At 67.2% G+C, this 21,617-nt stretch carries 15 protein-coding genes; 1 reads left to right on the top strand and 14 read right to left on the bottom strand.

The annotated features are described in order from the left end of the window. Position 1 precedes the first annotated feature (1 nt). The 8 genes from ACOYR4_RS06890 to ACOYR4_RS06855 form a co-directional block, all read right to left on the bottom strand. Positions 2 to 478, bottom strand: coding sequence for a group 1 truncated hemoglobin (locus ACOYR4_RS06890; RefSeq protein ID WP_309825770.1), 477 nt, complete (start codon positions 476 to 478; stop codon positions 2 to 4). Positions 479 to 488: 10 nt separating this feature from the next. After that, positions 489 to 1,421, bottom strand: coding sequence for a DUF3034 family protein (locus ACOYR4_RS06885; protein ID WP_309825772.1), 933 nt, complete (start codon positions 1,419 to 1,421; stop codon positions 489 to 491). A gap of 146 nt (positions 1,422 to 1,567) precedes the next feature. Beyond that, positions 1,568 to 2,887, bottom strand: coding sequence for a HupE/UreJ family protein (locus ACOYR4_RS06880; RefSeq protein ID WP_161958922.1), 1,320 nt, complete (start codon positions 2,885 to 2,887; stop codon positions 1,568 to 1,570). Between the two features lie 8 nt (positions 2,888 to 2,895). After that, positions 2,896 to 4,038 (bottom strand): hypothetical protein, encoded by a 1,143-nt coding sequence (locus tag ACOYR4_RS06875; protein WP_161958923.1) that lies wholly within the window; start codon positions 4,036 to 4,038, stop codon positions 2,896 to 2,898. A 96-nt stretch (positions 4,039 to 4,134) separates the two neighbouring features. Beyond that, entirely contained in the window at positions 4,135 to 4,386 is a 252-nt protein-coding gene (locus ACOYR4_RS06870; protein ID WP_110959418.1) for a hypothetical protein, read from the bottom strand. A gap of 17 nt (positions 4,387 to 4,403) precedes the next feature. Beyond that, positions 4,404 to 5,957: a DUF4331 domain-containing protein gene (locus ACOYR4_RS06865; protein ID WP_110959419.1), complete on the bottom strand. Its 1,554-nt coding sequence runs from the start codon at positions 5,955 to 5,957 to the stop codon at positions 4,404 to 4,406. 150 nt (positions 5,958 to 6,107) lie between these two features. Continuing rightward, positions 6,108 to 6,911: an anti-sigma factor gene (locus ACOYR4_RS06860; RefSeq protein ID WP_110959420.1), complete on the bottom strand. Its 804-nt coding sequence runs from the start codon at positions 6,909 to 6,911 to the stop codon at positions 6,108 to 6,110. A 10-nt stretch (positions 6,912 to 6,921) separates the two neighbouring features. Continuing rightward, the gene (locus ACOYR4_RS06855; RefSeq protein WP_110959824.1) at positions 6,922 to 7,497 is read right to left on the bottom strand and encodes an RNA polymerase sigma factor; all 576 of its coding nucleotides are present in this window, start codon (positions 7,495 to 7,497) and stop codon (positions 6,922 to 6,924) included. A 262-nt stretch (positions 7,498 to 7,759) separates the two neighbouring features. Here ACOYR4_RS06855 and ACOYR4_RS06850 point away from each other — a divergent pair, with 262 nt between their 5' ends. After that, complete coding sequence (locus ACOYR4_RS06850) at positions 7,760 to 8,131, top strand: c-type cytochrome (RefSeq protein ID WP_422849052.1); 372 nt, start codon at positions 7,760 to 7,762, stop codon at positions 8,129 to 8,131. Positions 8,132 to 8,146: 15 nt separating this feature from the next. Here the strand turns inward: ACOYR4_RS06850 and ACOYR4_RS06845 are convergent, their stop codons facing one another. The 6 genes from ACOYR4_RS06845 to ACOYR4_RS06820 all read right to left on the bottom strand — a co-directional run bounded on the left by ACOYR4_RS06845 (position 8,147) and on the right by ACOYR4_RS06820 (position 21,567). Next, entirely contained in the window at positions 8,147 to 9,313 is a 1,167-nt protein-coding gene (locus ACOYR4_RS06845; protein ID WP_043566195.1) for an alpha-hydroxy acid oxidase, read from the bottom strand. A 129-nt stretch (positions 9,314 to 9,442) separates the two neighbouring features. Continuing rightward, positions 9,443 to 11,731: a diguanylate cyclase domain-containing protein gene (locus ACOYR4_RS06840; protein ID WP_422849051.1), complete on the bottom strand. Its 2,289-nt coding sequence runs from the start codon at positions 11,729 to 11,731 to the stop codon at positions 9,443 to 9,445. A gap of 84 nt (positions 11,732 to 11,815) precedes the next feature. Continuing rightward, a complete protein-coding gene (gene pbpC, locus ACOYR4_RS06835) occupies positions 11,816 to 14,152 on the bottom strand; it encodes a penicillin-binding protein 1C (RefSeq protein WP_422849050.1) in 2,337 nt (778 codons plus the stop codon). Between the two features lie 57 nt (positions 14,153 to 14,209). Next, on the bottom strand, positions 14,210 to 15,079 hold the full coding sequence (locus tag ACOYR4_RS06830) for a methylglyoxal synthase (RefSeq protein ID WP_422849049.1): 870 nt from the start codon (positions 15,077 to 15,079) through the stop codon (positions 14,210 to 14,212). 55 nt (positions 15,080 to 15,134) lie between these two features. Beyond that, entirely contained in the window at positions 15,135 to 15,503 is a 369-nt protein-coding gene (locus ACOYR4_RS06825; RefSeq protein WP_015013149.1) for a hypothetical protein, read from the bottom strand. Positions 15,504 to 15,582: 79 nt separating this feature from the next. Then, on the bottom strand, positions 15,583 to 21,567 hold the full coding sequence (locus ACOYR4_RS06820) for an MG2 domain-containing protein (protein ID WP_422849633.1): 5,985 nt from the start codon (positions 21,565 to 21,567) through the stop codon (positions 15,583 to 15,585). Between the last annotated feature and the right edge of the window lie 50 nt (positions 21,568 to 21,617).

Below are 21,617 nucleotides of genomic sequence, written 5' to 3'. Positions count from 1 at the left end.
CTTAGTGTTTGGTGATCACATCGCGGTGCATGGGCGCCAACAAGGCCAGCAGGCGGTTTTGTTGAGCGAACGGTATGCCCTGGGCGTCCATGGCGCTTTGCAGCACCTCCACCAGGGCGTTGAAGTGGCCCTTGTTGATGTCCATGTCGGCATGGGCCGATTTCATGTCAGCGCCTTCATATTTGCAAGGGCCACCGCTCAATTGGCAGAACTGGTCGGTCAGGCTCTCCTTGAGGGCGGCCGGTTTGGTGTCCTTGAAGTGGCCGCCAATGCGCGGGTCTTTGACCACGCGGTTCACAAAATCGTCCACCAGGCGGGTGATGCCCGGCTTTTCGCCCAGGGCCTGGTACAGGCCTGCAGGGGCTGCTGGGGCAACAGTCGTGGCTACCGGAGCCGCGGCGGTCTGCGCAAAGGCCGGGGCAGCAAGCCAGCCGCCGAGGGAGACGGCCAGGGCGATGAGGGTTTTGGAGTGCGTCATGACAATGTCCTCAGAAGGCGACTTGGGCCGACAGGTAGTAGCCCGTCTGGCGGCGGTTGTTGGTGATGCCGGGGACGATGCGGCCCAGGTCCACATAGGCGAGCGTGAGCGACACGTTCTTGCTGGGCGCCCAGGCCACAAAGATGTCTTTCCAGTCGTCCTCGCGCAAGGCGGCGCCCAGGCCGGCCGCTGCGCCGAGGGCCTGCAGATTGTTGGGCTTGAAGCGGTATTCGGCACCCACTGCCAGGTTCTTGTTGATCAGATACGCCACCGAGAACTCGGGCTGCAGGCTGCGGCTGTTCTTGCCGGGCGCAGCCGAGCCAAAGCCCAGCAGGCCGTTCTGGTTGGCGTTGGTGTAGCGCAGCGTGCCGTTGACCAGCACGCTTTGCGCCAGCAGCAGCTTGGTGGCGCTCACGTACACATCGGTGCCGCTGGTTTTGGTGCCCAGAAAGTCCAGCACCGACCTGATGGAGCCCGGGTGCACCTGCTTGTGCTCCAGCCCCACCGCAATCTGGGGCATCCAGCTGTCGCTGTTGAGCACCGCGTCGCCCGCCACCTTGAGCTTGATGCCGAGCACATCCATCTTGATGTGCTGGCCGGGTGTCACGCCAAACGGCGCAATGCCGTTGAGCGCGATGGCAGGCGAGGCATCAAAGTCCTGCCGCGCCAGCGACAGCTCCAGGCGGTCGTGCAGGCCCAGGGCCACGCCATAGCCGTTCAGGCTGTAGTCCTGGGTGGCCGCGCGGGTGGCATAGGCGCTGACACCCACTTCGCCCTCGGTGGCGTTGCTGCCAATCACTGCCCAGGGGGTCAGCCCGCCGCCCGCCGATCCGGCGATGGTGCTGACACCACCGGTGAGCAGCAGCTTGCCGGTATCGGCCTGGACCGCACTGCAGGTCAGTGCAACGCCAGCCAGCACGGCGATGGAAAGGGGACTCTTCATGGGGCGCTCCTCGTGTTTGTAAATAATTGCTACGACAGCGTCATTACGCACACGGGCGGCGTCCAGATGTGAATCCAGAGTACCGCAAAGGGTCTTTAGCGCCTGATCAGGGTCTGGCCCCCACGACGGACTGGCCCCCGTTCTCGTCAGCCAGCGAAGGCAAGGCGCTGCACGGTCCAGTACAGCGACAGCACCAGCAACGCGACGGAGCCCCCACGCACCACCACCGAGCGGTACCACGCCCTGCGCGCCAATGCCACCGAGACCGCGCACCACAGGGCGACCACCATCAGTTGGCCCACTTCGACCCCCAGGTTGAACCCCGCCAGGGCCCACAACAGCGAAGCGCCCGCCACGCCCGCTTCGACCAGCACCCCGGAAAAACCCAGCCCGTGCACCAGACCAAAGCCCAGAGCAAGCCAGCTACTGCGCAGGCCTTGGACGGGAAACAGGTTCATCAACGCCGAGACGCCGATGCTGATAGCAATGGCGGGCTCCACCCAGTTGCCCGACACGGTGACCCAGCCCAGGCCTGCCAGTGCCAGCGTGATGGAATGGCCCACGGTGAAACAGGTCACCGTGAGCAGGAGCGCCTTGATCCCGGCGAAGCGGCCCCTGGTGCCGGAGGCCAGGGTTTCAGCGATCGGTGTTGTGCCGGACTCCGTGTGCAATGGCAGATCGCGGTGGCGGGGCTGTGGCCGCGCCAGGGAGATGGGCAGCAACAGTGCCAGCAAAAAGGCCAGGTGGTCGTAGCCAGACAGGATGTGGTGCACCCCCTCGGTCACAAAGTGCAGCAGCGTGGCCAACCCGCCGCGTGGGGCGCCGGGCTCTGTTGCGTCCGCACCTTGAGCCCCTTCCGCACCGTCTGCCCCCGCTTGTCCTGCGCGGCTGCCCGCAGAGCGCAGGTCGGTGCCGGAGCGCCCGTCAGGGGCCAGCACGGCTGCCAGCGTCTGGCCGCTCAACGCGCCGCCCACCAGCAGGCGGTGTGTGGGGTCGATGCCCTGCAGCAGGCCGTAGCGCAGGGTGACCGCCTGGGCTGGCGCACAGGGCAGCGTGGCAGCCAGCCGCGCGTAACGCCCATCGGTGCGCTGCTCCAACGCTTCAAAGCGCCAGGCAGGCACCGTCGCCGTGCCGTCGCACTGCCACAACATGCCCTGGCCCACCCACTGGACGATGGCGGGCACGGACTGTCGCACCTCGCCCCATGTGAGCTGGCGGTCGCCATCGGCATCGAGCTGCTCCAGCGCGGCATCCACATCCTTCAAGGCCACCGACAGCACAAGGCCTATCGATGCGCCCGCCCCTGCAGTGCCCTGGGGTGCCAGCGCATCCGTCACCCGCAGATAGGCGTCGCTGGCCTTGTGGGCCCAGGCGCTGGGCGCAAGTGCTGCGGCAGCCAACGCGACAGCCACCATGGCCCGCAGGGAACGCCCGTGTGGGCGCAGGAGGCCTGTTAACCAGTGCATGCAGCGCATCATTGGGCTCCCCGGGTCTGCCAGCGCGCCAGGCGCAGGTCGTGCAGTCCTGCTTGCTGCAGGGCCTGCCGCACGGCCTGGTGGGCAGCAGCATCGCCCGACTGCTCAGAGGTCTGCAGTGCAAGCCACCAGTCGAGCGGCTCTTTTTGGAGGGCAAGGTTGGTGCCGGCCGCCTTCCATGCGGCGGCGGGCTGCCCCTGCAACCACAGCGCCATCAAGGCACGCTCCCGGGCGTGGGCGTCCAGCCCCTCTCCGCGCGCCGCGATAGCGGCAAAACGGGCTTCCAGGTCGCGCACCAGGGGCTGCCACGCGGCGTCCCCCATCAGCCGCAGGGCCTGCGCGCGCCGCAACAGCACGGAGTCGCTGTCGGGCTGGTGCCGGAGCACCTCCAGCGCGGCGCTCGCACGATTGCGGCGCAACAGCTGGTCGGCATAGGCCAGCGCGGTGTAGCCGTCTGGGGCATCGGCCAGGCTGCGGCGGTAGGCCGCGTCGGCAGCGTCATCGCGCCCTGCGCGCTCTTCGCTCTCGGCCAGCAGCGACCCGATCCAGGCCCGCTGGGCGGCATTCCCCGCCACCTGCTGTCGCAGGGCGGTGAAGCCATTGCGTGCGGCATCGTGCTGGCCTTGCAGTGAACGGGTTTCGAGCAGGCAGGCGGTGGCGTACAGCGCAGCACCGTGGCGGGCTACGTTGCGGCAGGCGGCCTCGGCGGCCTCATAGCGCGCGGCCACACGCTCCAGCGTGGCCAGCGTGAGCCAGCCTTGCACCTGTGCGGGGTTGGTTTGCAAGGCGCGCTCCAGCGTGGCGCGCGCGGCTGAAAATTCATGGCGCCCTTGCTCTACGGTGGCCTGCAACACCAGCAGATCGGCCGGGGCGTCTGCCTGGCCCCACCAGCGTGCCAGGGCCGCCTGTGCCCGGCCCAGGTAACGCGGGTCCGCCGTCTCGCGTGACAGCGTGATCCAGCGCCGGGCCGTGGCGGCAGCGGCCTGGGGCGTGGCGGGGGCTGCGCTCACACGCTCGGGCAGACGCTCGACCACATCGGCATCGAGGCCAGGTGGCAAGTCCTGCGGCAAGGCCGCCAGGGCCGTGCCCGCCCATAGCACCAGGCACAAGGCCACGCACACACAGTGATTAGGTTTCTTCATGGGCTCGTGACAACAGCGGATATCGAAAGAGACACAATCACCCACGCACGCCCTGGCCACACCCCTTCGGGGCGCAGCCAAGACATCGCGCAAGGGTCAGAGCCGCGAATCGGGCTCTTCAGTCTCGGTGCTGGACAGCACCAGCTGGTCCACCGCTTGAGGCTCGGCGGTGTCCGACGCGCCGCTGGCCACAATGGGCTGCACATACGCGAACGCATTCACCATCACCGGGCCCCCATTGCCAGGGTCTGCCGTGTTGTCGCCGCTACCGCCCCCGCCGCAACCGGTGATAGCCAATGCCGCCACCGAAGTAAGGGCCAGGTGCTGAATCCGAAGGTTCTTTTGCATGGTGTGGCTCCTTCGGATCAGAAGTTCTTGGCACCAGGCAGCGGTGGATTCACATACGGAAACGCCGTACGGTAGTCCGTCGCCTTGGTGCGCGAGCCGTCCACAAACGCTACCCCTCCTGCCGGGGCATCACCCGGCTTGCAGCCCACCTTGAGCGTGTCCGTGGCACCCGTCACCGTGCACAGCGCACCCATGGCCACGCGCAGCGATACGTCCACCACGTCGTCGCCCAAGCGGCGGCCGTTCGGGAAGCCGGCCGCATCCCCTGCCACCACCCCCAGCGAGTTCTGCGCAGCCGCAGCCGTGGCGGCAATGCCCGTGTTCAAGCGCAGCATTTCGGCCAGGGGGCCTCCAGCACCCAGGCCGGTGACGTTGCCGGGGCGATTGACGGTGGGCAGCCCCGTGAGGAAGGCCGTCATCAGGTCGGTGCGCGGGAAATTCGTGGGGGCCTTGGCGCCAAACAGCGTCTCGACCAGCGCGGGCAGCGTGGGGTGCGTCACGTAGTCCGCAAAGTTGGCCGCATCATCCTTGGGCTTGGATGCGTTGAACTTGTCCTTGTCCTTGAGGCCAATCACCACCTCGTTGACCAGCGGCATGCCCAGGCGCGAGACCTGCGTCCATGCGCCACCGGCCTTCTCGCTGGCCTGCAGGCCCGAGTCTGGCTTGCCATTGAGCAAGCGGGCCTGGCGCAGGCTGGCAGTGGTCCAGCCGCCAATGACCTTCTCGCCCGATGCCGCCGTGAGGCAATTGGTGGGCACTTCCACCGCGAGCGACGTCACGTTCTTGTTGGCAATCTGGCCCGCGCCGAAGGCCGCAGCATTCGACTCGCTGGTGATGACGGCGGCAGGTGCATTCACCAGATCAAAGATGGTGCCCAACGACACCGGGAACGGGTCCTGCCGCTGGCCCACAAACACCTTGCCGGGGGTGGAGCAGCCGGGGATGTTGATGCCATACACATACTTGCCGGCGTAGGCGTCGTAGGCGGCCGCATTGCCCAGCGATTTTTCACCGATGTAGTCGATGGGCTTGGTAAAGGTGGTGCCCCCACCGGCCATGGTGATCTGCTCGCGCTTGCCGGTACGGCGGTCACCGCGCACGATGAACATCTCGTACTCTTCGCGGTAGGCCAGCGGGTCGCCCGCTGCGCCGCTGATGCCACCGGCGTTGCGCAGCGGAATGGCCACCTTCTTGCGGGCACCGTCAGGGCCGATATCGAGCGTGATGCCGTTGCCACCATTGTTCAGCGTGTTCTTGAAGCGGAACTGAAAGGTGATGTCCTCCGCTGCGTCGCCGTTGTTGTCGATATGGATCTCGTACAGCGCATTCGAGTCCAGGCTGAAGTAGTTGGGGCCGCCATAGGCATCCTGCAGCGGCAGGTAGTTGGCGATCATGGTGACAAAACCCGCTCGACCCGGTTCGTAGCTGTTGAACAGGTAGAAGTCGCTGCCGTCAACCTTGGGCTGGGTCGTGATGAACGGCGCCTCGCGGTGGCTGGACGCCAGACTGACGCCGGCTGCGCTGGCAGCCAGAACAGCCAGCACGGCCAGACTGATTTTTTTCAATGGCATGGGGATCTCCTCGTAGGTGGATGGTGGGGTGCCAAGCACCCCACCCTTGAATACGACGAAGAGAAACCCGTGGATTCAACAGTGGCAACTATTCTTTTCTTTCGCCACCGGTTCTTCCAGACCTGTACGCAACTGCCTGAAACCCGTGTGTCAGGTGGCCTTGCGGATCAGAGCGCCCTTGAACAGCACCGGCCCAGTCGGGCCTGTGGCGCTGGGCACCCCCCCCTTGGGCTCCAGACTGATGGCCAGGGTGGGGACTTCTTTCACATCGCCCTCCTGGGCCACCAGCTTGAGCAGCTTGTCCTGCCCCAGCACGCCCAATGAGCGCGGGCCACCAGCGGGCGGCAGCGCCCACAGTTGCAAGGACTTGTCCGTCCCCTCCTGGAAACCTCCCACGCGCTGCAGCACGAGCTGGTTGTTCTTGGGGTCGAACGTCACCAGCATCGACGCGTCGGCCTTGTCATCGGCCAACACCGCCACGTACTGGATCTGGGGCGTGGCCTGCAGTTGTTGCTGCAGTGCGGCGATCTGCGCGCCCGTGGTGGCACGCAGGCCTCCATTGACCTGCACGCCCACCACCACAGCCGCCAGCGTGGCGATGGCGCCCGCAGCTGCCGCACCGCGCCACACCAGCAGGTTGCGCCACCAGCCGCCGGAGGCTGGCGCGGGTGTGTGTGCGGGGGCGGCCTGCCGGGCGGCCCGCATGGCCTGCTCCAGCTGGCCAGCCCGCACCAGGTTGTCGATGCGCGTCCAGACGGCGGGCGACGGCGCCACCTGCGGTTGCAGCTCGGTCAGGCCCGACCAGCGGGTCTGCCATACCAGCGCGGCAGCGCGCACAGTGGCGTGTTCGCGCGCCAGGGCTTCAAAACGGCGGCGGGCGCCACCGCGCAGCGTGCCCAGTGCGTAGCTGGCGGCGAGGCGGTCGAGCAAATCAGGGTGTTGGGTGATGTTCATGGCGACGACCTCAGGCGTAGCGCGCCATGCAGGCACGCAGTTGCTCCAGCCCCCGGCGAATCCAGGTCTTGACGGTGCCCAGCGGCAGCTTGAGCTGCTCGGCCAGCTCGCCGTGGCTCTGGTCGCGCAGGTAGGCCAGGCTCACCACCTCGCGCTGTTTGTGGTCCAGCTTGCCCAGGCAGTGGTGCAGCGCAAACGCCTGCTCGCTGGCATCGGCAGCGTCCATGGGGTTGGGGGCATCGCCCTCCAGCGTCTGCGCCATGGCGTCATCCAGCTCGTTCATCAGGTCGGCCCGGTCGGTGGTGCGCTTGCGCAGGGCGTCCAGCGCCCGACTGCGTACGATGAGCCCCATCCAGGCCATCGGCGGGCTCAGCGATGCGCGGTAGCTGCCGGCACCGCGCCAGATGGTCAAAAACGCCTCCTGCAGCACATCCTCCGCCGCGTCGCGGTTGCGGACGATGCGCAGGGCCAGGCCAAAAAGCTGCGACGAGGTGCGCTCGTACAGTCTTTTCAGCGCGACGTCGTCCTGCGCGGCAATACGGTCTAGGAGGTCCATCAGTTCGCTGTCTGGGTGGAGGGTGCTCATGCGCCCATTCTCTGGGATTGGTCGGGTTGGCAGGGCCTGTGGGGCTTTGCTGTAGGTGAATACGCCACAGCCGGCGTTTTGGATGTGGGCGGGGCACACCCCGGGAACGATGCCCATGAAAGAACACCGCGAAGCGGCTGAATCCAGGGGGCGACATCAGCCGTATTGCAAGGGCCTAGACGGCTCTCGCCCCCACGCTGACTCCCCTTTCGCTACCGCCATGCCCCTGCCCTATCCACGGTCCCCTGTTCGTTGTGTTGCCATGGCAGCCGCCCTGTTCTGGGCGGGCCACGGCGCTGCCATGGCCCAGTCGGTGGAGCGTGGTGCTGCGCTGTACGCAGCGCATTGCAGCAGTTGCCACAGCCCGGACCAGCACGGAGACGGCCCAGCGCACCGGGGCGTGGTGGGGCGCCGCGCGGGCGCCCTGAAGGACTTTGACTACTCGCCGGCCTTGCGCGCCAGCAAGATCCTGTGGACGCGGGCCACGCTCAAGGCCTGGCTGACTGACCCCGAGGCGCTGATACCCGGCCAGGGCATGGACTACCAGCTCGACGATGCGCAGGACCGCGAGGACGTGGTGGCCTATCTGGCCACGCTCAAACGCCTGCCCGCGACTGTGCCAGCAGCAAGGTAAAGCGCATTCAGCCGCTCAGGCCGTGGGATACGTGCCAGGCAGCAGGATCGAAGAATCCACGTTGTTGATGTTGGTGTGGCCGCAGAACGCCATGGTGATGTCGAGCTCTTTCTGGATGATCTGCAGGGCCCGAGTGACGCCCGCCTCGCCGTAGGCACCCAGGCCATACAAAAAGCTGCGGCCGATCAGAGTGCCCCGCGCACCCAGCGCGCGGGCCTTGAGCACGTCCTGCCCGCTGCGAATGCCGCCGTCCATCCACACCTCGATATCCTTGCCGGCCGCAGCAGCAATGCCGGGCAGCGCCGCGATGGAGGACGGCGCGCCATCGAGCTGGCGACCGCCGTGGTTGCTGACGATGAGCGCATCGGCGCCGCTGTTCACGGCCAGGCGCGCGTCCTCGGCGTCCATGATGCCTTTGAGGATCAGCTTGCCGCCCCAGCGCTTCTTGATCCACTCCACATCGCCCCAGTTGAGCTGCGGGTCGAACTGCTCGGCCGTCCACGACGACAGCGACGACAGGTCGCCCACACCCTTGGCGTGGCCCACGATGTTGCCGAAGCTGCGGCGTTTTGTGCCCAGCATGCCCAGGCACCAGCGCGGCTTGGTGGCCAGGTTGATGAGGTTGGCGATGGTGGGCTTGGGCGGGGCCGAGAGGCCGTTCTTGATGTCCTTGTGGCGCTGGCCCAGGATCTGCAGGTCCAGCGTGAGCTGCAGCGCCGAACAGTTGGCGGCCTTGGCGCGGTCGATCAGGCGGTTGATGAAGTCGCGGTCGCGCATCACATAGACTTGGAACCAGAACGGATGGCGACCAGTGTGTTCGGCAATGTCCTCGATGGAGCAGATGCTCATGGTCGAGAGCGTGAACGGAATGCCAAACGCCTTGGCCGCCTTGGCGCCCAGGATCTCGCCATCGGCATGCTGCATGCCGGTGAGGCCCGTGGGCGCAATGGCCACGGGCATGGCCACATCCTGACCTACCATGGTGGTGCGGGTGGTGCGGCCTTCCATGTTCACGGCCACACGCTGGCGCAGCTTGATGCGCTGGAAGTCGCTTTCGTTGGCGCGGTAGGTGCCCTCGGTGTACGAGCCCGAATCGGCGTAGTCATAGAACATGCGCGGCACGCGGCGCTGGGCAATGACACGCAGGTCTTCGATGCAGGTGATTTTGGACAGGTTGGGCACGCAGGCTCTCCGGTATGGGAAATGCGCCAAATGGTAGGCGGTGGCGCGGGGCGCAGCCATCAAAATTTTTTCGACGGCTTGCAACAAATTTCCAGCAGAGGGGTCAGGTCGCCCCGCCTTGCGCGCCAGCTACTGGGCCGTGGCCGCCAGGTCCGGCTCTGGCAACACCGCCTCGGGCTCGACGTCGGGCCCCCGGTACAACATGAAGCGCATGCGGCCACCCCGCTTGGCCGCGTACATGGCTCCGTCGGCATGGCGCGACAGCTCGTCGAACGTACTGCCATGCTGCGGGAACAGTGCAATGCCGCCGCTCACACCCACCCGCACCGGCTGCCCGGCCAGCTCAAACGCAGCGTCGCAGGCCGCCAGAATCTTGCGCGCCACCAGGCAGGCGGGCTCCACCCCGTCCAGCCCCGGCAACAACACCACAAACTCGTCGCCCCCTTGCCGGCACACGGTGTCGGACGCACGCACGGCCGCCTGCAGGCGCTGGGCAAACTGCACCAGCAGGATGTCGCCCACGTCATGGCCCAGGCGGTCGTTGACCTCCTTGAAGCCGTCCAGGTCCAGGTACATCACTGCCAGAGACCGGCCTTCGCGCCGCGCCTGCGCCATCGCCAGCTGGGCACGGTCCTGCAGCAGCACACGGTTGGGCAGGTCGGTCAGCGCGTCGTATTGGGCCAGGTGGGCCATGCGCTCGGCCATGGCCACCGCCTCGGTCACGTCACGCAGCACGGCCACCGCACCGGTCACCGCACCATGGCGGTCCGTGATGGCGCTGGCCGTCTCTTCCACCTGGAAGCGCTGGCCGCTGGTGCGGTGCACCAGCACGCCCCGCACGGGGTCTGTGGCGGTACCCTGGTGTATTGCAGTGCGCAGCGTGTTGGGCAAGGGCTCGTCGTTGTCGGGGCTGCGCAGGCTCACCACTTCGTCCACGTTGTGCCCGGCCGCATCAAACGCCTGCCAGCCCGTGAGACGCTCGGCCACGGGGTTGAGGTAGGTCACCATGCCCCTGGCGTCCGAGCAGACCACGGCATCCCCGATGGATTGCAGCGTGAGGCGCACGCGCTCTTTCTCGTCGAACAGCTCGTTCTCCATGCGCTTGCGCTCGGTGATGTCCGTCACTTGCACAAAAAGGCCGGTGACCACGCCGCGCTCATCGGTATCGGGTAGATAGGACACGATGCAGTGGCGCGGCAGACCGTCGTGGTCCTCGTCCGTGCGCTCAAAGCGCAGTGGCTTGCCTGCCAAGGCCAAGTCGTAATTGGGCTTGCTGGCCGCATACCGGGCCTCGCTCAGCAGCTCGCTGATGTGGCGGCCCCGCACTGGTGCCGGGTAGGTGCCAAACTCCTCCAGCGCTGCGCGGTTGGCAAAGCGGTTGCGCATACCGGCATCCCAGTAGGCAATCATGGAGGGCACGTTGTCCAGGGTGGTGCGCAGGTCGTGCTCGGCCTCGGTCAGGCGCGCCGACACCTTCTGGCGCAGCAGCAGCTCGCGCACAAACAGCAGGGCCAGCCCCAGGCAGCCCAGCATCAGCATTACGGCAAAACCGCCCAGCACCAAGGCGCTGCTCCGCCACTTGGCCAGGATGGTGTCGGTGGACTGGGCGACGTTCAGGATCAGCGGATAGTTGCCCACGGGCCGGAAGGAATACAGGCGCTCAATCCCGTCAAGCGCCGCTACACCGACGAACGATCCCGCGCCCTCGGTCTGGAAGCGCACCAAATTCGGAGTGCCTGCGATGGATTTGCCAACGTCGGCGTCTCCGTAGGGAAACCGGGAGATCACCACCCCGTCCTGCCGGAAGAGGTTGATACCGCTGTTGTTTCCGAGATCCAAAGACCCATACAGCTCTTTGAAATAACTCAGACGAATAGCCCCCACCACCACCCCGGCAAAGCTGCCATCGGAGTGGTAGTAGGCACGAGAAATGGGCAGGATGTTGAGGCCCGTCACCCGCGAAGGCACGGGCTTGCCGAAGAACAGCCCCTGCTGGCCTTGCTCGCGGAACGCCAGAAAGTAGTCACGGTCGGCAAAATTGGCCTTGCGGGGCTCCAGGGAGCCCGAGTCCAGAATGACGTTGCCCTGCGCGTCCAGCACCAGCACATCGCCTGCGCCACGCGCTCGCAGCGAGTTGTCGAACACCACCCGCGCGCGCAGGTCGGGGGGCAAGGCCCAGACCTCGGGGCGTGCCACCTCGCGGGCCACGCCTTCCAGGGATTTGTCAAACGAATCCAGCGACCATGCCAAGCCCTGCTCCAGGGTTCTAGCCAGGTTGGCGTTGGTCTGCGCTGCGTAGCTCCACTCGTCGTTGCGAATGGTCCAGATGGTGCGGGCAAACAACGCACCAATGCCCAGAGCCACCAGCAAAGCCAGCCAGATCAGGCGGTGAGAGAAAAACTGGCGGAGCGATGGCATAGGGATAGTTTGTAACTATTTTAAACAGCCGCCTTAGCTGAGACTTAGCACCAAGGCACACCGTATTCCTCGGGATTGGCGGCGTCAATGCGCACCTGCCCGGGTGGGCGCCGCCACCACACCGGCGCCGCGCACCTCCAGCCGCACCTCGTCCAGTACCGTGCCTTGGGCGTCGGTGATCTGCACCACATGCCGACCCGGCCAGGGCAGCCAGGGCACCCGGGCACCGCGGCCCAGCGGTTTGCCGTCCAGCCGCCACTGCACCGCATCGCGCGTGGCGGTGAACTGCAGGCGCTGGCGCGCGGGCGGAATGTCCGGGTCCAGCGCAATCACCGTGCCGGATGCAGGGGCAGTGATGCGCGCCGGGGCGGCGGCAGAAGCCGATGCAGGCTCTGCAGAGGCACGGGCGGCGCTTTTGGAGGCTTTTTGGTCATATGCGCTGGTTCCATATGCCTCACCAGCTATTGAATCAATAGCAAACAACGGCTGCTGCGTGCCGGGAACAAACCACTCGTCGCGCGCGGCCTCCAGCGGCTGGGGCGCCCCCGCGCCCGAAGACGGCCCCGGGCCGAACCGCACGGCCGCCCGCACCAGCCCCTGGGGGGCCTTGGGCGCGCGACTGGGCTCGCGGGCGTGCAAAAAGCCCATCACCGCCGCCCAGATGGGTGCCGCGCCGCTGGTGCCGCTGACCTCGTGCATGGCCGCGCCACTGGCATTGCCCACCCACACACCCACCGTGTAGCGCTCGGACCAGCCCACGGCCCAGTTGTCGCGCATGTCCTTGCTGGTGCCGGTTTTCACCGCCGTCCAGAAGCGGGTGGCCAACACGCTGTCGGTGCCGAAGGTGCGGGCGCGTGCATTGCCGTCGGACAGGATGTCGCCCACGATGAAGGCGGCGCGTGGGTCGATGGCTGGCGTGAAGCGGGGCTTGGCATCGGCCGGGGCTACGCTACCCTGTCGCCCGCCGTTGGCGAGCGTGACTGCAACAGGACTCGCCCGCCCGCCGTTGGCGAGCGTGCGGTAGGCGTTCGTCAGGTGCAGCAGCGGTACCTCGGGGCTGCCCAGTGCCAGGCTGTAGCCAAAGTAGTCGCCACTTTCACGCAGCGGCAATCCCATGGCCCCGAGCTGCCGGTGGAACGCATCGGGCGTGACCATGACCAGCGTGCGCACGGCGGGCACGTTGAGCGACGCCGCCAGTGCCGTGCGCACCGACACCCAGCCCTTGTACTGGCGGTCGTAGTTTTGCGGAATGTAGAGCCCGCCCGCCGTGGTGATCTGCGCGGGCGAGTCCTCCACCAGCGAGGCCGCCGTGAGCCGCCGCTCTGCAATCGCCTGGGCATACAAAAAGGGCTTGAGCGTGGAGCCCGGCTGGCGCAGCGCCAGCACCCCGTCGACCTCGCTGGCCTGGCTGAGCTGGCCGGACGACCCGACCCAGGCCAGCACCGCGCCCGTGGCGTTGTCCAGCACCAGCACCGCGCCGTCTTCCACATGGCGCCCCCGCAGCTCGCGCAGGTGCTGCTGCAGGCTCTGCATCGCAAAGCGCTGCAGCGGTGCGCGCAGGGTGCTGGTCACCCGCTCGGGCACGGCGCTGTCCTTGTCCTGCTGGCGCAGCAGGTAGCGCGCAAAGTGCGGCGCCACACCCTCGCTCGCATCGAACGCGCGGCGTTGCAATGCGGCTGTAGTGAACAGGTCCAGCGCATCGCAGTCCACGCGCGCCGCTGGTGCAGCAGGCAAGGTGGGGGTGGAGGGGCGCTGCTGCATATCGCGCAGCACGCCGCAGGCACGCTGCGCCACCAGTGCGGGCCGTGCGTTGGGCGCGCGCACCAGGGCTGCTGCCACTGCGGCTTCACGGTCATCCAGCCCGTGGGCCGCCTTGTCAAACAGGGTGCGGCTCAGGGCGTCGATGCCCACCAGCTCGCTGCGAAATGGCACGAGGTTGAGGTACGCCTCCAGGATCTGGTCCTTGCGCCAGCGCCGGTCCAGCACCTGGGCGGCCACGGTCTGGCCCAGCTTTTGCGCCACAGTGCGCCCGCCGGGGCCCTGGCGCCAGTCACCGTCGAGCAGGCCCGCGAGCTGCATGGTGATGGTGCTGGCCCCGCGTGTGCGCTGGTTCCACAGGTTGCCCCAGGCAGCCGCCGACGCCGCACGCCAGTCCACGCCGCTGTGTTCAAAAAAGCGCTTGTCCTCGCTCAGCACCAGCGCCTGGCGCAGCGCGGGCGACACGTCGGCCAGCGGCACCCACTGGCCGCGCCGCACGGTGGCATCGGTGCGCAAGCGCTGCAGCACCTCGCCTTCGCGCGAGAGGATCAGGGTGTCCGAGGGCTTGAAGTCCGCGCGCACCTCGTCAAACGTGGGGATGGCCCAGGCGCCCGAGGCACAGGCCGCCAGCACCAGAGCGGTGGCCTGTGTTCGCAGGCGCAAGGTGAAGAAGGAAGCGAACGGAAGGAACACAAACGCGCAGAGATAAAAAAAGCGCCATCAGCGCGCTGCGCGCAGGCGCACGGCGTCGCACCAGCGCTGCGCCACGCTTGGCACGGTGACACACACCGCGTCGTGCGTGGCGGTGGTCACGGCGCGCTCCAGCAGCTGGATGTCGGCCTCGTGCTGGCGCGCCACATGCGGGTCCTCAAAGAAAACAGCGCGGTGGCAACGGCGCTCCAGCACCAGGTCGGCAATCTGCGCGTCGCCACCCAGCGGCCCGCTGTTAAAGCGCTGCACCCAGGGCTGTCCCTCGGGCCAGCCTTTGCTCCACGCCAGGGCGTTCAGTCGCTGGCCCGTGGTGCCGGTGGCCACCCGGTGGCGAAACTGCGACAGCACATCAAAGTTGCGATCCGCGAAGTCAAGCATGGCCTGTTTGCACGCGTCGTGCGCAATCAGGGCCAGCGTCTGGTTGCCATGGTCATGGAACCGGTCGGCCTGTGGGTCGGGCGCCAGCCCGGCGTGGATGCGCTCCATCTCGATCCAGTCGCGTGCGCTGGCCACGGTGGAGAGAAACGGCTTGCCATGGATCACGCACTGCCGCTTGAGGGCCAGCGCCTCGGGGAAGATGGAAGAAGGGTCCACGGGGTCGGTGAGGTAAATCGCGCCATCGAGCGTGCGCCCTTCCCCCATGCCCACCACCTCTGCCACTACTTTCATCAGCCCACCGTCGCGCCCGTACGGATAGCGCACCAGCGGCCGGTACCCTTGCAGCATGCCCGCAGCGACGATGGCATCGTGCGTGCGGCCCACGGCGTGCAGCCCCAGCTGCAGTTCCCGGATGCCCGCCTCGCAGGCGCGCAACCAGGAAAAGAGCGCCGCGTCTTCGGTGTGGTGGTGCAGGCGGTTGGCAGCGAGACCCAGGATCATGGCGGGTTGACTTTCTGAAAACGAAGGGATCGGAGCATCGTAAGCCCCTCACGGCTCAGCGATCGGAGTGCTCACGGTCAAACCGCCCCTCGGCCTCGGTCAGGTGACGCAGCAGCACGTGCGAGATCAGGTTGACGCCGATGCCGCCGAACACCACCGGCAGCAGGTACAGCGCAATCGTCAGCTCGGAACTGAACCACGCATCGTCGGCCAGCGACGGCGTGCTCTTGGCCTGCGCGGCGATGGACTGCAACAGGTACACATCCACGCCCGCAATGAGCACCAGCGCCACCCCAAACCCCAGCACCGCCCAGCGCGAGATCGACCGGGTGACCAGCAGCAGCGCATAGATGCCCACCGGCAGCACCAGCGAGAACCCCACCAGCAGCCAGAACCGCAGCTCCAGAAAGACGCTGAGGCTCATGGCATGAAGGCCTGGGGTGGGCGATGGGCAAGGCGGTGCATGGCGGCGTTATGACAGAGTGGCGTTGGAGCGTCGCAGCTTATTTGGCCACCTGCACCTTCACCCGTGCGTTGGGCAGTTCACCAAACATCTCGGGCGCATACATGGCCTCGACGCGGCTCGGCGGCAGCGCAAAGTCGCCCGCGTTGTTCAGGCGCACGGTGTACTCCATCTTGACGGTGCCCTTGGGCAGGTACTCGTAGTAGCTGCGGAAGGACTCGAAGCTGCGCTCCTCGAACGCGGGCCAGCCTGCGCCGCTCTTCTTTTCGCCCTGCGTGGCGATCTCGGAGTCGCGACCGAGGCCGCTGCCCAAAATGGTGGCGCCGCCGGGGATGGGGTCGGTGATGGCCACCCAGGTCATGTCGGCTGTGGCGTTGACCTCCAGCGTCACGCGCAGCACGTCGCCGCGTGTGTACTGGCCGGCGGGCAGCGACTTGTTGGCCTGCTCCACCGGGGTGATGGTCTTCTTGATCGCATAGCCCGCCGCGAACGGCGCCTTGAGATCGATGGCCGCCACCGACTGCAGCGTGAGCCACGGCTTGCCCGGGCCCTGGTGCGTGACGGCCAGCTGCTCCTTGCCGCCCGTCTTGCCTACAGCACTAGACCATGGCAGGAACATACCGTTGTTCTTCAGGTTGCCTGGCGATGCGGGCGCGCCAAACCAGGTGATCTGGTTGGGAGCACCGGTGGCGTCCGATGCCTTCACGCGGTCCACCTTGCTCCAGTCCACGCTGGCGGTGTTGCCGCCCATGCTGGCCTTGGTGGTGCCCGACACCGGTGTGGCCTCGAACTTGGCGCTGAATTTTTCCAGCGCCAAGCCGCCCCACAGGTTGGCCGTGGTGGTGTGCCAGGCGCCCGCCTGCTGGCGGCTGATGAAGCCGTTGGCCAGACGGCCCATGTCGTCCTTCCAGGCCGGGTCGTCCATCACGGCCAGCATCAGGCGGGCGGTGTTCACGTCGCCGTTCTGCATCAGCCACCACCAGTAGTCGTCCTGCTCGTTGCTGAAGATGAGCTTGGTGCCCTGGAACGACAGGCGGCCGCGCAGGATCTGCATCGCCTCGGCCAGGCGCTTGTCGCGCTCGGGCACATCGGCCACGCGCCTGAGCACATTCACCCAGTCGATCACCGTGTGGGTAGGCCACTGGTTGGGCGCGATGGTGATGCTGCTCACCATGCGGCCCTGGGCCTTGCCGTAGCGCGACAGCGCTTCGAGCGCGGCCACCTTGCGCATGTCCAGGTCCTTGCGCGGGCTCCAGAAGTTGCGCTGGATGCGGCCTTCCACAAACGCGATCAGGCCACGCTCCATGGGCGCGCGGGCTTCGTCGGGCAGGGCAAACGCGGGGTTGATGCTGGCGGCCTCGTGCGTGGCGGCCAGCACATAGGCCGTGAGGGTGTCGCTGCCCCGGTTGGCGTCGCCGTCGCGCGGCGGGAAGTAATTGGCCAGGCCATCGCTGTCGAGGTAGGTGGGCAACTGCGCCACCACGGTCTGCCACAGCGCGCCGTCGCGCAGGCCCACGGCCTTGCTGGTCTTTTGCTCCAGGCAGGCAAACGGGTAGCGGGCCCACCAGTCGCGCACGCCGGGCAGGCCTTCGGCCAGCTTGGGCTGCAGCGACATCTTGAGGCCGCCCCGGCCGGGCAATGCGTCGGCGGGTGGGTTCACGTCGAGGTTGTAGCTACCGTCCACCTGCACCAGCGTGGCCTGCTGCACCGTGAGCGGCACCGCCTGCACGATGCGCTGGCGGGCCTTGAGGGCGTCGCGGGCGCCGCTGACCTGGTCCTTGGCTTCGATCTCCCACAGGATGGCCTCGGCACGCGTCTGCGCCAGCTGCGCGGGGGCCGTCACATCCCAGGCCACCTCGCGCGCCTCTCCGGCCGGAATGTCGATGGTCTGCGGCTTCAGCTCCAGCAGCGTGGCGCGCGGTGCCACCTCGACCTTCATGGCGGCCTTGGTGGTGTTGCGCAGCGTGATCTGCGCGCGGAACTGGTCGTCCTCGCGCACCAGCGGCGGCAGGCCGCTGATGATCTGCAGGTCTTGCGTGGCGCGGATGCTGGTGCTGCCGGTGCCGAACAGGCCGGTGGACGCGTCGGCCACCGCCACGATCTTGAAGGTGGTCAGTGCGTCATTGAGCGGCACCGTCACCTTGGCCTGACCATTGGCGTCGAGCTTGAGTGCAGGCTCCCACAGCAGCAGGGTGTCGAGCAGCTCGCGCGTGGGCGACTTGCCGCCGCCGCCACCAGCAGGCACTGCCTTCTTGCCGTAGTGGCGCCGGCCAATGATTTCCATCTGCGCGGTCGAGGTCTCCACGCCCCAGCTGCGGCGCTGCAGCATGGCTTCGAGCAGGTTCCAGCTGTTGTTGGGCATCAGCTCCAGCAGGGCCTGGTCCACAGCGGCCAGGGCCACTTCGGCATTGGCGGCGGGCTTGCCGCCCGGCAGCGTGGCGGTGATGGTGACCTGTGCCTTGCCGCGCACGGCATAGCTCTCCTTGTCGGCCTGCACCTTCACATCGATCTGGTGGGCCTGCGTGCCCACGCGGATTTCAGCCACGCCCAAGCGGTATGCGGGCTTGGACAGATCCACCAGCGCCGTGGGCGCCTGGTATTCCTTGCCTTCGTACCAGAACGAGTTCCACCACTCACGCGGCGCCTTGAAGCCCCAGGTGAAGAAGCTGTACCACGGCACCTCGCGCAGGCGGCCGCGCAGGGCCAGCACGCTCACGTACACATTGGGTCCCCAGTCGGGCTGCACCTTCAGGCTCACCGTGGGGTCCTGGCCGTTGAGCTGCACCACCTGCGTGTCGATGATGCCCTCGCGCTCCACGGCCACCAGGGCCGTGGCAAAGCGGAACGGCATGCGCACCTGGAACTTGGCGGTCTCGCCGGGCTGGTAGCTCTTCTTCTCGGCCAGCAGGTCGATGCGGTCGTGGTCTTCGCCACCAAACCACAGCTCGCCCTGGCGCGTCACCCACACCGACGACGCGGCCACGCTGGTGTTGCCGTCCTTGTCGGTGGCCGTGGCCACCAGCTCCACCTCGCCCGCCTCGTCGAGCTTGGCCTCGCACAGCAGCAGGCCGCGCGCGTCGCTCTTGCCGGTGCACAGCGTGCCCAGGTCCTTGGTTTCGGTCTGGTTGTCGTAGCTGTAGAAGCCGCCCACCATGCGCTTGCGCGTGGTGGTGGTGATGCGTGCCACCGCCTGCACCTGCAGCGAGGTGTCGGCCGCCGGCTTGCCGTTGTGCTGCAGCGCCAGCGCCTGGAAGCGAATCTTCTGGCGCGCAGACACCCATCCCTCGGTCTTGATGCCCGCGACCACACCGGCAGGCCACAGCGTCTGCGTGCTGCGCAGGGTCTGCACCTCGCCATTGGGGTCGGCATAGGTGGCCTCCAGCAGCAGCTCCTGCGGCTGGCGCGCCTGGGGCACGTTGTCGATGGTGACCTTGCCCGCACCGTTCTTGTCCAGCGTGAGCGGCAGCTTGTCGGCAATCACGCGCGCGTCCTGGCTGGCGGAGGCTTCTTCGTCGTCGCTGTTGGCATTGCTCTGCTCGCGCTTGCGCGGCGGGCTGAAGCGGAAGGTGTCGTAGTCGCTGAACTCCAGGGACTTGCCGCGCACCAGGGCCGACACGCGCACCGGCAGGTTGGCCGCGCCGCCACCGGCCACGTAGTTGATCTGCACATCGGTGGGCACCGAGCGTACGCGCACCAGCGCCTTTTTATCGACCGGGGCAATGCGCCCCTCCAGCACAGGCAGGCGGAACTCCTCCACCCGGAACGAGCCCGACGCGATGTTGCCGTTCATCGTGCCATTGCCCGCAAACTCGACCTGGTACACGCCCAGCCTGGCTGCTGGCGGAATGGCAAAGGTGCTTTGCGCGCTGAGCCCGCCGGTGGCCGTGCCGCGCCACACCAGGGGCTGGGTGAACTGCTGGCCGCTGCCCAGGTGGGTGATGACGAGGGTGTCGGGACGCGACCCCGGCAGGGCAAAGCCCTGGCGTGTTTCGGCGCGCAGCAGGTGTTTCATCGACACGGTTTCGCCTGCGCGGAACAGCGTGCGGTCAAAGATCGTGTGGGCGCGCTCGTCCGGCGATGGAGACCGGCTGGTGGGCACATTGAAGCGCCAGGGCTCGATGCCGCGCTGCCAGTCGCTCCAGGTGAAGGCCATGTCCTCGACGCCATCGCCCCCCTTGTGGCGGGCGCTCACAAAGTACGACTGGCCGACCTCGTCCTCAGAATTGGAATTGCAGCCCGGCGGCTCGGGCGAGAGCCCTTCGATGCGGGCTATGCCCTGGGCATCGGTGGTGGCGTTGGCCAGTTCGTTGCCCCGGCAGTCCGACACGCGCACTGTGGCGCCCTGCACGGGCTGGCCCTTGTCCAGCGTGGTGACCCAGGCCATGGCGTTTTCGCGGCCGAGCTTGAAATGCACCCCCAGGTTGGTCACCAGCGCCGAGGTGCGCACATACATCGTGCGGCCTTCGCCATGGCGGTCGTCCAGCAGCGAGGCGCCGAGCTTTTGCGACGCGATCTCCACCACATGGAAGCCGGGCGTGAGCGGAATGCCCACCACCTCGAACGGACGCGAGTCGTTGCTCGAGGGCTTGGGGAGCTGAAGCGTCTTGACGCCGCCCTTGCCCGCCAGCAGCGACAGCATGCGCGACTGCACGTACTCCTTGTCGTCATCCAGCACCTTGGGCAGGGGGCCGATCACGTCTTGGCGCGCCTGCTTGCGGTTCACCACATAGTTGTCGTAGCGCTGCACCTTTCGGAACCAGGCAATGATGTCCGCGTCGGTGCGGGGCTTGAGCGTGCTCACCTTGCCCGCTGGCGCGCTGGCTGTGGCGGTGCCCGCCTGCAGGCCCTGCACACGCAGGGCAGCCTCCACGTTGCGCAGCGTCACGGGCAGCAGCGCAGGCGGGTTGTCCGATGCGGGGCCTTCGGCAAAACGCTCCACGATGCCAAACGGCGCTGCCGCAAACTTGGCCAGCGGCGGCATGCCGCCGGTGGACACCCTGAGCGGGAAGTTGTCCGCATTGCGCAGCGGGCGGCCCGAGGCGTCCTTGAAGTCCTTGGGCAGCTCGATGGTGAAGGCCGTGTTCTCGGCCAGCGGCGCATTGAACTGCAGGCTGTTGACCAGGGCATCGGCCTGGGCGCCTTCTGCGCCGCCGTCGATCTGGGGCTTGAGGGTTTCCTTGGCGGACTTGAGGCGAATGGCTGCGGCCAGCTTGCGCGGCACGGGCGCATTGAACGACAGCATCATCGGCCGGATGGGCAGGCAGGCCGCCTGGGCGTTTTCACGCTCGCAGTTGAACTCGGCCGAGAACGGCTCGCGCACCTTGAAGTCGAAGCGCTTTTCCACCGTGTTGGCCACGCCGCTGGGCGTTGCCACGCCCTTGCCGAACACGATCTGCATGCGCGAGCCGGAGGTGAACCGGCGGTTGCAGGCCAACGTGGCAAACGACAAGGGGTCGCGTGCGGCGTCTTTCTCCAGACCCAGGCCCTTGAGGATCTCGGCGCGCTGGGCTCCTTCGATCAGGCGCACGGGGATGCGCTCGCCCACGCCTTCGGCCGTGCACCACACGTTGGCCTGCACGCTGGCCGTGGTGGCGGCGCCGTTGAGGAACAGCACAAAGAACTGCTCCTCGTCGATCTGCTCGTAGGTGCTGGGGCGGAGGTTCTGCACAAACGGCCCGCCGCTATTGAACTGATAGCTCTTGGCGCCCGTCAGCTCTGCGCCAGCGGCCGATTTGAAGCCTGGCTTGACGCTGGCGGTGCATCGCACGCCCGGCGGCAGGTCGCGCTCGAAGTCAAACACCCACTCGCGCTCGCCGGTCCAGCGGCCCGTGCCCTTGGTGACGCTGGCGTCGCTGCAGCTCAGGCTCAGCGGCGCGGGCGCCTTAGGGTCGCCGAAATTGACCGCAGCACTATCGAACTTGGCCACCACCTGGCGCACGCGCGCCACCTCGCCCTGGGGCGAGAAGCTGGTGATCTGCAGGGCCTGCGCCCCCCAGGCCACCAGAGACAGGCTGGCGGCCAACATCCATTTTTTTGCGTTCACGCTATCCCCTCCGAAGGAACCGGCAAGCGTAA

The sequence above is a fragment of the Acidovorax sp. M14 genome (genome assembly GCF_049331375.1).
Taxonomy (GTDB): Bacteria; Pseudomonadota; Gammaproteobacteria; order Burkholderiales; family Burkholderiaceae_C; genus Acidovorax.
The sequence above is the reverse complement of the archived record's forward strand: the minus strand, read 5'-3'. Positions and strand labels throughout refer to the sequence as shown.